Source organism: Martinezella sp. CNPSo 3959 (assembly GCF_057784355.1).
In genome coordinates this window covers 26405-38990 of the sequence record NZ_JBXSOV010000008.1, presented here as the reverse complement: position 1 = coordinate 38990, position 12586 = coordinate 26405, and the positions used below count along the sequence as shown (strand labels likewise).

General features: G+C 59.7%; 15 protein-coding genes. 6 read left to right on the top strand and 9 right to left on the bottom strand.

The genetic code is table 11. The features are described from left to right. Positions 1 to 7: 7 nt before the first annotated feature. Positions 8 to 211 carry a 50S ribosomal protein L35 gene (gene rpmI / locus AC13RE_RS17845; protein WP_012759782.1) on the bottom strand — a complete coding sequence of 68 codons (204 nt, stop codon included), beginning with the start codon at positions 209 to 211 and terminating at the stop codon, positions 8 to 10. Between the two features lie 321 nt (positions 212 to 532). Then, complete coding sequence (infC, locus tag AC13RE_RS17840; RefSeq protein WP_184461881.1) at positions 533 to 1069, bottom strand: translation initiation factor IF-3; 537 nt, start codon at positions 1067 to 1069, stop codon at positions 533 to 535. A gap of 277 nt (positions 1070 to 1346) precedes the next feature. Here infC and AC13RE_RS17835 point away from each other — a divergent pair, with 277 nt between their 5' ends. Together AC13RE_RS17835 and AC13RE_RS17830 are read left to right on the top strand one after the other, a co-directional pair. Continuing rightward, entirely contained in the window at positions 1347 to 2156 is an 810-nt protein-coding gene (locus tag AC13RE_RS17835) for an alpha/beta hydrolase (RefSeq protein ID WP_488563922.1), read from the top strand. Positions 2157 to 2391: 235 nt separating this feature from the next. Then, positions 2392 to 2991: a transglutaminase-like cysteine peptidase gene (locus AC13RE_RS17830; RefSeq protein ID WP_488484327.1), complete on the top strand. Its 600-nt coding sequence runs from the start codon at positions 2392 to 2394 to the stop codon at positions 2989 to 2991. Between the two features lie 121 nt (positions 2992 to 3112). On the opposite strand, the gene AC13RE_RS17825 is transcribed toward AC13RE_RS17830, so the two are convergent. Next, the gene (locus AC13RE_RS17825) at positions 3113 to 3301 is read right to left on the bottom strand and encodes a hypothetical protein (RefSeq protein ID WP_112399686.1); all 189 of its coding nucleotides are present in this window, start codon (positions 3299 to 3301) and stop codon (positions 3113 to 3115) included. 227 nt (positions 3302 to 3528) lie between these two features. Then, positions 3529 to 4512, bottom strand: a complete 984-nt coding sequence (mbfA, locus tag AC13RE_RS17820) for an iron exporter MbfA (protein WP_015338476.1) — start codon at positions 4510 to 4512, stop codon at positions 3529 to 3531. Positions 4513 to 4766: 254 nt separating this feature from the next. Between mbfA and AC13RE_RS17815 the strand changes: the two genes are divergently transcribed. Next, a complete protein-coding gene (locus tag AC13RE_RS17815) occupies positions 4767 to 5234 on the top strand; it encodes a group III truncated hemoglobin (protein ID WP_488563921.1) in 468 nt (155 codons plus the stop codon). A 93-nt stretch (positions 5235 to 5327) separates the two neighbouring features. Here the strand turns inward: AC13RE_RS17815 and AC13RE_RS17810 are convergent, their stop codons facing one another. After that, positions 5328 to 5885, bottom strand: a complete 558-nt coding sequence (locus AC13RE_RS17810; RefSeq protein ID WP_488563920.1) for a DUF308 domain-containing protein — start codon at positions 5883 to 5885, stop codon at positions 5328 to 5330. A 141-nt stretch (positions 5886 to 6026) separates the two neighbouring features. Between AC13RE_RS17810 and AC13RE_RS17805 the strand changes: the two genes are divergently transcribed. Further along, positions 6027 to 6611 (top strand): TetR/AcrR family transcriptional regulator, encoded by a 585-nt coding sequence (locus AC13RE_RS17805; protein WP_132715561.1) that lies wholly within the window; start codon positions 6027 to 6029, stop codon positions 6609 to 6611. A gap of 54 nt (positions 6612 to 6665) precedes the next feature. On the opposite strand, the gene AC13RE_RS17800 is transcribed toward AC13RE_RS17805, so the two are convergent. Next, positions 6666 to 7580 (bottom strand): EamA family transporter, encoded by a 915-nt coding sequence (locus tag AC13RE_RS17800; protein WP_207899576.1) that lies wholly within the window; start codon positions 7578 to 7580, stop codon positions 6666 to 6668. A gap of 98 nt (positions 7581 to 7678) precedes the next feature. Next, complete coding sequence (locus AC13RE_RS17795; RefSeq protein WP_488563919.1) at positions 7679 to 8704, bottom strand: histone deacetylase family protein; 1026 nt, start codon at positions 8702 to 8704, stop codon at positions 7679 to 7681. 149 nt (positions 8705 to 8853) lie between these two features. On the opposite strand from AC13RE_RS17795, the gene AC13RE_RS17790 reads away from it, so the two are divergent. Then, positions 8854 to 9459, top strand: a complete 606-nt coding sequence (locus AC13RE_RS17790; protein WP_488563918.1) for an HAD-IA family hydrolase — start codon at positions 8854 to 8856, stop codon at positions 9457 to 9459. A 2-nt stretch (positions 9460 to 9461) separates the two neighbouring features. Here the strand turns inward: AC13RE_RS17790 and AC13RE_RS17785 are convergent, their stop codons facing one another. After that, positions 9462 to 9983, bottom strand: coding sequence for a GNAT family N-acetyltransferase (locus tag AC13RE_RS17785; protein WP_488563917.1), 522 nt, complete (start codon positions 9981 to 9983; stop codon positions 9462 to 9464). 17 nt (positions 9984 to 10000) lie between these two features. After that, a complete protein-coding gene (locus AC13RE_RS17780; protein ID WP_488563916.1) occupies positions 10001 to 10573 on the bottom strand; it encodes a helix-turn-helix domain-containing protein in 573 nt (190 codons plus the stop codon). Between the two features lie 171 nt (positions 10574 to 10744). Here AC13RE_RS17780 and lepA point away from each other — a divergent pair, with 171 nt between their 5' ends. Further along, positions 10745 to 12577, top strand: coding sequence for a translation elongation factor 4 (gene lepA, locus AC13RE_RS17775; RefSeq protein ID WP_488563915.1), 1833 nt, complete (start codon positions 10745 to 10747; stop codon positions 12575 to 12577). The last annotated feature ends 9 nt before the right edge of the window (positions 12578 to 12586 follow it).

Here is a 12586-nt window from a genome sequence, read left to right as displayed (position 1 = left end):
AATAGTCTTAGAGACCGTTCGGCAAGTAGTTCTTGATAACCTTACGGCCATCCGGTTCTGCGAGAACCATGGTGCCGCGGGCATCGCGAATGAACTTGTTGCTACGCTTGATCATGCCGTGGCGCTTGCCAGCAGCGGCTGCCTTGACCTTGCCGGATGCGGTGATCTTGAACCGCTTCTTGGCAGAGGACTTCGTCTTCATCTTGGGCATTTTGCTACTCCTTCGATGCTTCCTGGCCTGCTTTGCTTAAAAGCCCTTCCCACAGATCCGGAATTGACCGGGCTGCAACAAGGTGCCGGAGCGTTTGTTGTTGAACGGCGGATACGGTGACGAACCGCTCCACCAGCATTCTGAACTGCCACGGCATGCCCTGCCGGTCAGTTCGGACGCGCGCTTATAACCGCACTTGCCTTCAAGTGCAACGGCCCAGACGCGTGAATCTTTGCAGATCGATGACAGGCATCGACTCTGTTTCAGAAAAGGAAAAAGCCGTCCAGGGGACGGCTCCGACCTCTTAACTCCGCTCGCGCCTCACTTGGGCGCAAGCACCATCATCATCTGGCGGCCTTCGAGCTTGGGCTCGGCCTCCACCTTGGCAATCTCAAGCGTATCTTCCTTGACCTGCTGAAGAAGCTTCATACCGAGTTCCTGGTGGGCCATTTCGCGGCCACGGAACTTCAAGGTCACCTTCACCTTGTCGCCTTCTTCGAAGAAACGGCCGATCGCCTTCATCTTCACCTCATAATCATGGGTGTCGATGTTGGGGCGCATCTTGATTTCTTTGACTTCGACGATCTTCTGCTTCTTGCGCGCTTCGGCGGCCTTCTTCTGGTTGGCATATTTCAGCTTGCCCAGGTCGAGGATCTTGCACACAGGCGCTTCGGCATTGGGGGAAATTTCCACCAGATCGAGACCGGCCTCCTCTGCCATTCTCAATGCCTGGTCGATCGGCACAACGCCCAAATTCTGGCCGTCAGCTGTAATGAGCTGAACTTTGGGAACGCGAATTTCCCTGTTGGAACGTGGCCCGTCCTTTACGGGCGCATCGGTTTTAAAGGGTCTGCGAATGGTCGTATTCTCCACGAATTGTTTCGGATAGCTGCAGCCTCTCACTCCCCGTCGGCGCAACTGACGGAAATGTCGTAAAAGCTGTGTTGAAGTCAATAGCATGACAGCAGGAAAAAAGCACCTCCCGCGTGTCAATAGAGTGTCGCGGAAGCGCGAGATGCGCGAAGGACACAGTATCTTCGGCAATTATATAGTGACCCCGGCAAAAAGATCGAGGATTTTTCAGGTCACGCGAGCGCGAATCTGTTTTATAGGGCAGAAAATCCGGGAGCTTTTCATGTCCGAGACCGCAACGATCCAACCGACCTTCCTGCCCGTTGGCACGGGCGACAGCGAGCGCCAGATCGCCATCATCCAGCGCGCTGCCGGCAAGGGCGACAGGAATGTCAGCTTCGTCTGGTTGTCCGGCTATCGATCCGATATGAGCGGAACCAAGGCACTGGAATTGGATGCGCTGGCCGCGCGGCTCGGTATCGGCTGCATCCGCTTCGACTATTCCGGTCACGGCCAATCCGGCGGCAAGTTTACCAGCGGCACGATTTCGCGCTGGCTGGAAGAGGCGCTTGCCGTCATCGACCATACCAAGCCGAAGAAGATCGTTCTCGTCGGCTCGTCGATGGGCGGCTGGATCGCGCTCAGGGCCATCCAGGAACTGCGCAAGCGCAAGAAAGCGCCTACTATTGCAGGCCTCGCGCTGATCGCGCCCGCGCCCGATTTCACCATTGACCTCATCGAGCCCAATCTTTCCGATGTCGAGCGGCGTTCGCTGGCGGAGCGCGGTTATTTCGAAGAGCCTTCGGAATACAGCCCCGAGCCGAATATCTTCACCCGCGCGCTCATCGAGGACGGCCGGGCCAATCGCGTGCTCACCGGCATCATCGAGACCGGCTGCCCCGTGCATATATTGCAGGGCATGGAGGATGCCGACGTGCCTTTTTCGCATTCGTTAAAGCTGGTCGAACACCTGCCGGCCGACGATGTGGTGTTAACACTTGTGCGCGATGGCGATCACCGCCTGTCGCGACCGCAGGATCTGGAGCGCATGCTCGCCGTGGCTGAGACGTTGGCGCGGCATAATACGCCGTAAAAACAAGTAGATACCTGCAGGCTTCTTAGTGCGCGGCCTCCTTTGGCCGCCGCCGCATGCCGGCGCCCGCATAATCACAGGCAGCAGAGGATTGTGGCAACTACTCCCTTGATTGTGCCGAAATTAACCATATGAGCCGGTTCCCGCGTTAACACTTAAGTAACGATTGACTTCGCGCACCCCCCTACATTAACAATTTGTTAACAAATGCAGGGACGATACAAGGATAGTGGGCGTGCGTATAAAGGGCTTGTTGATTGCCTTCGCTGCTATAGTTGCGATGTCGTCGGCGGCGATGCCAGCACCTCAGCAGGGCGCTTCGATGACCGTCGGCAACGTGACCTCCCAGCCGATCGGGCATTACGACTTTTGTCAGAGACATACCGACGAGTGCGGCCCGACCCGCAATATCGGCCCTGTCGACATGAACGCCGCCGCCTGGGCGCTGGTCAATCAGGTCAACCTGCGCGTCAACAAGACCATCCATCCGGCGACGGACATGGAAGTCTACGGGCAGGAAGAATATTGGGAATATCCGCAAACCGCCGGTGACTGCGAGGATTTTGCCCTTCTGAAGCGCAGGATGCTGATGCAGAGCGGCATTTCCGCATCGAATCTGCTGATGACGGTCGTACGCAAGCCCGATGGCGAGGGACATGCGGTGCTGACGCTGCGCACCAAGCAGGGCGATTTCATCCTCGACAATCTCGAAGACGAAATCAAGGTCTGGAACCAGACCCCCTATTCGTACCTGAAGCGCCAAGCGAGCTTCAATGCCGGCCGCTGGGTCACCATCGAGAACGGCAACGACGTCCTCGTCGGCGCCGTCAAGTAAGCGAAAGCCAAACCGTTCAACGCAGATAGGCCGGCCCCTCGGACCGGCCTTTCGTTTTTTCATCATGTATGAAAACGTGCCTTACTTTCATGTAAGGGCGAATTGGTCATCACCACGAACGTCAGCTGTTTTTATGGCTCTGCTGGCCTGCTTTGACGTGTTGCTCGTGGGTGCCGCCGCGCGAGCCGCCAGAGTGCTGTTCGCGGGAGCCGCTGGACGAAGCATTCCTCGTATTGTCATTGTCCATGTTCTTGTGGCTCTGTTGGCCAGCCTTCACATGCTGCTCGTGGGTTCCACCTTGGTTTGCCATTGGATCATCTCCTTTGGTTTGCATACGAGGCCAAGAGCGGCCTCGTATTGCTAACCGATGGCGGTGGAAGGCGTTCCGACTTTTAACATTTCGTGATCCGAGAATGTCCTCGCCCTTTCGAGGACGACAAACATTATCCACTCCTTACCGCCGACCCTTCGCTTGGGCTCAGGGCATTCGACGCGCGAAACGATCACCGGATCGTTTCGTCGGCTATGCCGAGTGCATCACCCATTTCCGATCAGAATGCCAGCACCCAGCACAAGCGAGCCGCCGAGGACGACCTGGAAGGCAGCCCGCAGAAACGGCGTTTCCATATACTTGTTCTGGATGAAGGCGATGGCCCAGAGCTCGAAGAAAACAACCACGGCCGCAGTAATCGTCGCGGTCCAGAAATGCGGAATGAGATAGGGCAAGGCGTGCCCGAGGCCGCCAAGCGCCGTCATGATGCCGCAGGCAAGGCCGCGCTTGATCGGCGAACCGCGGCCGGAGATCTTGCCGTCGTCATGGGCCGCCTCGGTGAAACCCATCGAAATGCCCGCGCCAACCGACGCCGACAGGCCGACAAGAAAGGTCTGCCATGTCTGCTGCGTGGCAAAGGCGGCGGCAAAGATTGGTGCGAGCGTCGAGACGGAACCGTCCATCAGCCCCGCGAGACCCGGTTGCACGTAGGTCAGTACGAATTGCCGGCGTGCCTGTGCATCCTCCTCGTGCTTGACCTCTTCTGGCGTATGCTTCTCGCCCAGCATGCGGGCGACGTCTTCGTGGCCCTGCTCGGCAAGCGCAAGATCGCCGAGAAGCTGGCGCGTCGAGGCATCGGACACCTGCTTGGCCGCCTCGACATAGAAATTATAGGCCTGCTGCTCCATCGCCTCGGCCTCGTTGCGCATGGCATCGAGGGAGAGGTTCTTGCGCAGCCAATCCGGCTTGCGCTCGTAAAAGCCATGCACATGCTCGCGCCGGATCAGCGGGATACGCTCACCGAAGCGGCGGCGATGCATATCGATCAGCGTCTTGCGATGGCTGTCCTCGACCTCGGCCATATCCTCGAAAACCTTGGCGGACTCGGGATAGTGCGGACGGAGCGTATCTGCATAGGCAAGATAGATGCGGGAATCGTCCTCTTCCGCCGCAATGGCGATCGCGAGGATCTCCTGTTCGGAAAGCGAGGTGAAAGGACGTTTGGACGGGCGAAACAGGCCGAGCAGCATCGGGGGCAACCTCATGACTTTAGAATTATTCTAAATCTAAAGTCAGTGATTGCGCTGGTCAAGCGCGGATGTGTCGCCGTGTGGGCTGCGCGCCGAAGAATTCACGGTTTATCGCGATAACATCAGCAAATCGCGAGATGGTTTGACAGAATGCCGCAACATTCCGATGACGCTTGGCCTAGCCGGCAAATTGCTTACATAGATGGAGACAGATGCGGCTTGCGGCGACGCCTAGCCCGAGCCAGGAGACTATTATGGAACAGCAACTACAGGCCCGCGCAGCTCACCTCGCCGGCATTCGCGAGAAAGCCGAGGCGGAAATGGCGCGCATGGGCATCGATGCTGCCTTCATCGACAGGCTGGTCGATACATTTTATGGACGCGTTCAGGCGCATCGCCGGCTCGGGCCAGTCTTCGAGGGACGCCTTGCCGGACGCTGGCCGGATCACATGGAGAAGATGAAACGCTTCTGGTCCTCCGTCGCCTTCAAGAATGGCGCCTATGGCGGCAAACCGGTGCAGGCGCATCTCGGCGTCGGAGGAATGAGCGCCGATCTCTTTCCTGAGTGGCTGGCGCTTTTCTCCGAAACGCTTGCCGATATCGCACCTTCGGCGGAGGCCAAAGCCTGGTTCATGGCGACAGCCGAACGCATCGCCAAGAGCCTGACGCTCTCGCTCTTCTATAATCCGGCGCTGGACGATCCCGCGCAGAAGACGGTTTAAGACAGACGATGGAAATGCCGAGTTCGGCGGCAGATGCCGGCGATCGACGGCAGCAGGTCATTTCAGACACGCTGCCGCAGGATGAGGCAGCGCCTATGCCTGTGCTTTGCGATGGGCCGCAACCGCAAGCCAGATTGCGGAGAGCAGGAAGTAGAAGGCTCCGAATGCCGCATAAGGAACGATATCCAAAATCGTCGGCGCGACCGTGCCGAGGGATCGACTGAGCATAAAACCGCCAGCAAGCGCCGACTGCGCACCACTCAAGATCATTACCCATTGAGCGCCATAGGTGCGCCAGCGTCTTACGCCGGTATAGAGTTGCAGCAGGCCCGAGAGAATCGCCCAAGCCCCGAATACGGCCAGAACGGCATAGGTGCTATTGTAGGTGGCTACGACAACGGCAAGCGCCGTGACGATGCTGACGACAACATTCAATGTTTGGGACGGATTGACCTTCAGGCCGCCGTTAACCCGGGCGTCGACCAAATTGGCGAGGGCATCCCATACAGGATAGATAACCAGCAGAAACGCGACGGATGGCGGTTTCGCGCTGAGGACGATCGCGGCTGAAATCCAGACGATCGAGAACAGAGCACGTGTAAAATAGTAGGATTGCAGCCAGTTGGACTGGGGTGAAATGCGGCTTTGCATCGGTAGGCTCCTTGTATTTGTCTACCTACTAGTAGGAAGATACGCTCGCCGAGTCAACACGAGGCTCGAACACCGTTTCGTGAGAGCCAGAAGTTGGTGCGACAATCTTGACAACAAGCCTACCAAAAGGTAGGCAGCGACATGAAATCAATAGCTTCCACTTCAGAAAAAATTCTCGACATCGCCCAGGCTCTTATCGTGGCCGGAGGCTACAATGGCTTCAGCTATGCCGACATCTCCGCTGCGATCGGCATTCGGAAGGCAAGCATCCACCATCACTTTCCGACAAAGGCCGAACTGGTTTCGGTGCTGGTGGACCGTTACAGGCAGCAGACGGAAGCGGGTCTGAAGTCTTTGCGCGAAGGGATCTCGAGCCCTGCGGAACAGCTGCAGGCCTATGTGAACTACTGGCACTCATGCATTCGGGACGCCTCGCTGCCCTTCTGCGTCTGCGCAATGCTCGCCAGCGAGATGCAGATGCTGCCGGAAGAGGTCGCACGTCAGGTGCGTGGCCATTTTCATAGCCTCGCCGGATGGCTTACGTCGGTGCTGCAGGATGGAACCGAGAATGGCCTCTTCCAGCTGGACAAGCGACCTGAGGAAGAGGCGCAAATGCTGATGGCCTCGGTTCATGGGGCAATGCTCTCGGCGAGAGCTTTCGGCGATCCAGGACTGTTCATCGCAATCGTTGCACCCCAGATCGCCAAGCTTCAAGCCCCTGATTGACGGGGGAGTTGCCGGGGCCAAACTCAAAGCAAAGACGGCTCAGGCCCACCAGTCTCAAGCTTTCGTGGCGAAAACCGTCGCCCCGATACTGGCAGACACGACCAGTGCCGTGCCGAACATCTGTGAGGGCGTCATCGGTTGCGACAGAATGACAAAACCGGCAACGGCGCCGATGGCGGGCTCGAGGCTCATGAGAATGCCGAAGGAAGATGTCGGCATGCGCTTGAGCGCTACCATTTCCAGCACATAGGGCAGCAGCGGCACGAGCAGCGCCAGGCCGGCTATTTCAAGAAGGCCGAAGGTCGTCAGATTGGGGACCGCAGAGGCATAGCCGAAGGGCGTGGAGACGACTGCCGCGACCAGGAGCGACATGGAAAGCCCCTCAAGACCTTGAAAGGCATTGCCGACCTTCTTCGTCAAAAGAATATAGCAGGCCCATCCCGCTCCGGCGCCGATGGCAAAGAGGATGCCGGGAAGATTGCCGACCCACTCTTCGCCATCATAGGCCAGCAGCAGAACGCCGATTGCCGCAAGGATCGGCCAGAGAAGCTGGCGGCTGAGCCCGAAGCCGAGGGTCGCGACCAGCAACGGCCCGAGAAATTCGATAGCGACGGCAAGGCCCAAGGGAATGCGCGCGATTGACGAAAAGAAGGAGGTCGTCATCAGCGCCGATACGGTGCCGAGCGCCAGCACGCCGAGCCATTGCGAGCGGCTGTAGCTCATGATCTTGGGCCGGACGATGATCGCCAGCGCGATGGAGGCGAAGACGAGCCGCAGCCAGGTCGCGCCCGCCGGCCCATAGGCATGGATGATGGGGGAGGACAGTGCCGAGCCGAACTGGATTGACGACATCGACATGACACACATCAGCACGCCGGCGGCAATGCCACCGGTCGATGACGCAACGTCCGGATGCGGCATCGAGGCCGCGCCGCCACCCGTGCCACGCTCGGCAAGTTTCTGTTCCATAACCTCTCCCATCAGGCGAGGCTTTTTAGAAGTTCAGACTTATGCTGGCAAATTCAAACTTTTCATCCTGCGATCAGGCAGTTTGATGCAAGCCTCTCTCAAGCTTCGAGACCCTTCAGCACATTTGCAACGTTGAGGCCGATTTCGGGCACGCCGTAACCGCCCTCCATGCAGACAAGGACGGGCAGCCCGGCGGCCGCGATGCGCTCACCCATGCGGACGAAATCCTGCGAGGTCAGCTTGAAGAACGAAATCGGATCGCGCTCGAACGTATCGACACCAAGCGACAGCACGATCGCCTCCGCGCCGAATAGCTTGATGCGGGCGAGCGCATCATCGAGTGCCGCCGACCAGACTTCCCATGGCGTGCCGCGCGGCATGGGATAATTGCGGTTGGCGCCCAACCCATTGCCTTCACCCTTCTCGTCGGCATGACCGAGGAAATAAGGAAAGGCATGGATGGGATCGCCATGGAGCGACGCCGTGAAAACATCGCCACGCCGGTAGAATATGTCCTGCGTGCCGTTGCCGTGATGGAAATCGACATCGAGCACTGCAACCTTGGCCGCGCCATGATCACGCAGGCGCTGAGCGGCGACGCCGGCATTGTTGATGAAGCAATAGCCGCCAAAGAGGTCGATGCCGGCGTGATGTCCGGGCGGGCGGCAGAGCGCGAAGGCGAAGCGGTTGCCGGCATGAAGCCAGTCGGCACCGGTCAGGGCACAACGCATGGACGCGAGCGCCGCCTCATAGGACCCCTTGGTAATCGAGGTGTCTGCGGCATTGGCATAATGGCCGATCATTCCGACGATATTGTCAGGCACGCGCTGGCTGGTGCGCCTGACGGGAAAGGAGTTGGCGATCGCTTCGCCCTTATAGCCGGCGGCAACCCAGCGCTCCCAGACCACGCCGAGAAAATTGAGATAAGCGGGATCATGCACCTTGCGCGTCGTCTCCAATCCATGAACATCGGGCGCAACCACATCGGCAAAACCGGCCTCCTTGACGGCGGCGAGGATCCGTTCGGCGCGGAAGGGTGCCTCGAAGGGCGTGACGAGCTGGCCATCATGCAGCTCGGTCTTCGCATCCCTGAGCTTGTGATCCTCTGAATAGATGATCCGCATCGTCCCCTCCTCCATCGCCGGCATTGTTCTGCTGATGACACGAAGGCTTACATGCATCGCGTCCCGGAAAAAAGAGCGGGATGTGGCCTTGAATGCTGCTGCAAACAACTGCACCTTCCGCCCACGTTCGAGGAATTGGAGGCGGCGGCATGAAACTCCTGATGGTCGATGTCGACGGCGTGCTGGTGCATGGCCGCCCGGGTGAAGGGCTGCCGCTGTTCACCTATCTGGAACGCGATCTCGGCTTGCGGCTTGAGGCGCTGCAAGAGGCATTCTTCAAGACCTGTTGGCCAGACATCGTCACCGGCCGCGATGCGCTGGAGCCGAGGCTTGCGGAGGTTCTCGGGAGGATTGCGCCCCACGTTAGCGCCCGAACCCTGATCGACTATTGGTTCGAGAATGACTCCCGCCTGGACCACGGCCTGCTCGACGACCTCGCCGCACTGAGGGCCGAGGGAACGAGGATGTTCCTCGCCACCAATCAGGAGCATATGCGCGCCGCCTATCTGATGGAGAATCTCAGGCTCTCCGACTATTTCGACGGCATTTTCTATTCCGCGATGCTGGGTTACCAGAAGCCGGCGCCGGAGTTCTTCCGGCTGGCGACCGAGCGCGTCGGCATCGCGCCTGGCGACATCGCCTTCATCGACGATGTAGAGGCCAATATCGAAGCCGCGCGGCAATTCGGCTGGAAGGCAATGCATTGGGTGCCGGGCTCGAAGCTGGAAGATGCGCTCACGGCCTTTTCGCGCTGAAATTACGCGGAAATCCGCTTATAGAAGATGGTCGTGTCGCAGAACCCGCCCTGCGGCCACAAGGCGTAATCGGGGATGACGCCGACGCGCTCCCAGCCGAGGCGGGGGTAGATGGCTTCGGCGTCGCTGCCCGTCGCCGTGTCGAGCACCAGCAAGGTCTTGCCGATACGCGCGGCTTCGCGCTCAGCGGCTTCCATCAACAGCCGAGCAAGCCCCTTGCCTCGCGCGGAGCTGTGCACCAGCAGTTTTTTGAGATCGCCACGATGCGGCTGATTCGGCATTTGCGCCGCGCCCACCTGCACCGTTCCGACCGCCCTGCTCTCAATTACGGCGGCGAAAAGCAGTGTCGCCCCATTTTCGACGCTGTCGGCCACGCCCTGCCAATACGGCAATGCGTCGGCTGCCCCATAAGGCTGCATGAAGCCGACGGAAGCGCCGCCGTTGACGCAATCGGCGAGCACATCGCAAAGATCCGGCAGGGCGGCACGAGCCTCGGCGGCGGAGAGAAGACGAATATCAGACATGAAAAGGTCCTTGGATGTTATGAACGGCCACGATCGAGGATGACGCTGTAGCGCGCCGGCACCTCGCCCGGATTGTGGAAGGCGTGGCCATCGCCGACGCCCATGAACAGACAATCGCCGGGCATGAGGTGATGGGCGACGTCGCGATGCGTCACCTCCATCTCGCCCTCGAACAGCCAGACATGCTGGGTCATGCCGGCGCTTGCCGTATTCGGCGGGAAGATGACGCGCGCGCCGATTGGGAAGATGACTTCGACGACATCGACCTTCGATTCGGTTCCTGGCGGCGAGACGGCGCGCCTGACATAGCCGGTTCCGGGGTCGCGCCAGATCGCCTGCTGAGCATGGCGGGAAAGCGGCGATACCTCCTCGTCTTCCTCGGCAAAGAAGGCCGAGAGCGAAAGGCCAAGCGCTGCGCAAAGCCGCGACAGCAGCGAGGCCGTCGGGCTCGCCTCCGCCCGTTCGATGCGCGAGATCATGGCGCGGCTGACGGCCGAGGCATTGGCAAGCTCATCCAGCGTCAGGCCGCGAGCGATGCGCAGCTCCTTGATGCGCGTGCCAATCGCCATTTGCAGATCATCAACCGCCATTCTCTGTGTCTCTCATCTCGAAATTCTACTATATGAGAAATACACGATCTCATAATGGAATCAAGAGCGCTTCCACACGTGTCGGCGGCCGGCCGGAAAAGGCTAACATAACGTGAAGATAGCCACCAAAACCCCGCTTTTCCGCTTTGCGGCGCGGGGCGGCGCTGCTATATGGCGCGCATGAGCACCAATTCCACCACTCCGCTTTCGCATATCCGCAACTTCTCGATCGTGGCCCATATCGACCACGGCAAATCGACGCTGGCCGATCGCCTGATCCAGACGACGGGCGGCCTTGCCGAACGCGAGATGTCGGAGCAGGTGCTTGACAATATGGAGATCGAGCGCGAGCGCGGCATCACCATCAAGGCCCAGACCGTGCGCCTGCACTACAAGGCGAACAATGGCGAGACCTATATTCTCAATCTGATCGACACGCCCGGACACGTCGACTTCGCCTATGAAGTCTCGCGCTCGCTGTCGGCCTGCGAGGGCTCGCTGCTTGTTGTCGACGCCTCTCAGGGTGTTGAGGCGCAGACGCTCGCCAACGTCTATCAGGCGATCGACAACAATCACGAGCTCGTCACCGTCCTCAACAAGATCGACCTTCCGGCGGCCGAACCCGACCGCATCAAGGATCAGATCGAGGAAGTGATCGGCATCGACGCATCGGACGCCGTGCTGATTTCGGCCAAGACCGGCCTCGGCATCCCCGACGTGCTGGAAGCCATCGTCCACAAACTGCCGGCGCCGAAGAGCGTAGGTGGCGAAAAGGCGCCCTTGAAGGCGCTGCTGGTCGATAGCTGGTACGACACCTATCTCGGCGTCATGGTTCTCGTGCGCATCATCGACGGCACGCTGACCAAGGGCCAGACCATCCGAATGATGGGCACGGACGCGAAGTACCAGATCGAGCGCGTCGGCGTTCTGACACCGAAGATGGTCGCCGTCGACAGCCTCGGCCCCGGCGAGATCGGCTTCATCACCGCCTCGATCAAGGAAGTCGCCGACACCCGCGTCGGCGATACCATCACCGAAGACAAGCGCCCGACTGCCGAAGCGCTGCCGGGCTTCAAGCCGGCACAGCCCGTCGTGTTCTGCGGCCTCTTCCCGGTCGATGCCGCCGATTTCGAAGACCTGCGCTCGGCCATGGGCAAGCTGCGCCTCAACGACGCCAGCTTCTCCTTCGAGATGGAATCGTCTGCCGCTCTCGGCTTCGGCTTCCGCTGCGGCTTCCTCGGCCTGCTGCACCTGGAAATCATCCAGGAGCGCCTGGAGCGCGAATTCAACCTCGACCTGATCGCGACGGCACCTTCCGTCGTCTACCAGCTCACCATGACCGACGGCACCGAGATCGAGCTGCACAACCCGGCCGACATGCCCGACGTCGTCAAGATTTCCGAATTCCGCGAGCCGTGGATCAAGGCGACGATCCTGACGCCCGACGATTATCTCGGCTCGATCCTGAAGCTTTGCCAGGACCGCCGCGGCATCCAGACCGAGCTGACCTATGTCGGCAACCGCGCCATGATCACCTACGACCTGCCGCTCAACGAAGTCGTCTTCGACTTCTACGACCGCCTGAAGTCGATCTCCAAGGGCTATGCCTCCTTCGACTACAGCCTGACCGATTATCGCGAGAGCGACCTCGTCAAGATGTCGATCCTCGTCAATGCCGAGCCGGTGGACGCGCTGTCCATGCTCGTGCACCGCTCCGCCGCTGAAAAGCGCGGCCGCGTCATGTGCGAGAAGCTGAAGGACCTGATCCCGCAGCACATGTTCCAGATCCCGATCCAGGCCGCCATCGGCGGACGCATCATCGCGCGCGAGACGGTGAAGGCCCTGCGCAAGGACGTAACCGCCAAGTGCTACGGCGGCGACGCCACCCGCAAGCGCAAGCTGCTCGACAAGCAGAAGGAAGGCAAGAAGCGCATGCGGCAGTTCGGCAAGGTCGAAATCCCGCAGGAGGCCTTTATTGCTGCTCTGAAGATGGGGGACGAGTGAGGCTTTGCC

What these genes read in the sequence shown, in the direction of transcription:
- rpmI (WP_012759782.1), bottom strand. Translation starts at nt 211, where the DNA reads ATGCCCAAGATGAAGACGAAGTCCTCTGCCAAGAAGCGGTTCAAGATC.
- AC13RE_RS17835 (WP_488563922.1), top strand. Translation starts at nt 1,347, where the DNA reads ATGTCCGAGACCGCAACGATCCAACCGACCTTCCTGCCCGTTGGCACG.
- AC13RE_RS17825 (WP_112399686.1), bottom strand. Translation starts at nt 3,301, where the DNA reads ATGGCAAACCAAGGTGGAACCCACGAGCAGCATGTGAAGGCTGGCCAA.
- mbfA (WP_015338476.1), bottom strand. Translation starts at nt 4,512, where the DNA reads ATGCTGCTCGGCCTGTTTCGCCCGTCCAAACGTCCTTTCACCTCGCTT.
- AC13RE_RS17815 (WP_488563921.1), top strand. Translation starts at nt 4,767, where the DNA reads ATGGAACAGCAACTACAGGCCCGCGCAGCTCACCTCGCCGGCATTCGC.
- AC13RE_RS17810 (WP_488563920.1), bottom strand. Translation starts at nt 5,885, where the DNA reads ATGCAAAGCCGCATTTCACCCCAGTCCAACTGGCTGCAATCCTACTAT.
- AC13RE_RS17805 (WP_132715561.1), top strand. Translation starts at nt 6,027, where the DNA reads ATGAAATCAATAGCTTCCACTTCAGAAAAAATTCTCGACATCGCCCAG.
- AC13RE_RS17800 (WP_207899576.1), bottom strand. Translation starts at nt 7,580, where the DNA reads ATGGAACAGAAACTTGCCGAGCGTGGCACGGGTGGCGGCGCGGCCTCG.
- AC13RE_RS17795 (WP_488563919.1), bottom strand. Translation starts at nt 8,704, where the DNA reads ATGCGGATCATCTATTCAGAGGATCACAAGCTCAGGGATGCGAAGACC.
- AC13RE_RS17790 (WP_488563918.1), top strand. Translation starts at nt 8,854, where the DNA reads ATGAAACTCCTGATGGTCGATGTCGACGGCGTGCTGGTGCATGGCCGC.
- AC13RE_RS17785 (WP_488563917.1), bottom strand. Translation starts at nt 9,983, where the DNA reads ATGTCTGATATTCGTCTTCTCTCCGCCGCCGAGGCTCGTGCCGCCCTG.
- AC13RE_RS17780 (WP_488563916.1), bottom strand. Translation starts at nt 10,573, where the DNA reads ATGGCGGTTGATGATCTGCAAATGGCGATTGGCACGCGCATCAAGGAG.
- lepA (WP_488563915.1), top strand. Translation starts at nt 10,745, where the DNA reads ATGGCGCGCATGAGCACCAATTCCACCACTCCGCTTTCGCATATCCGC.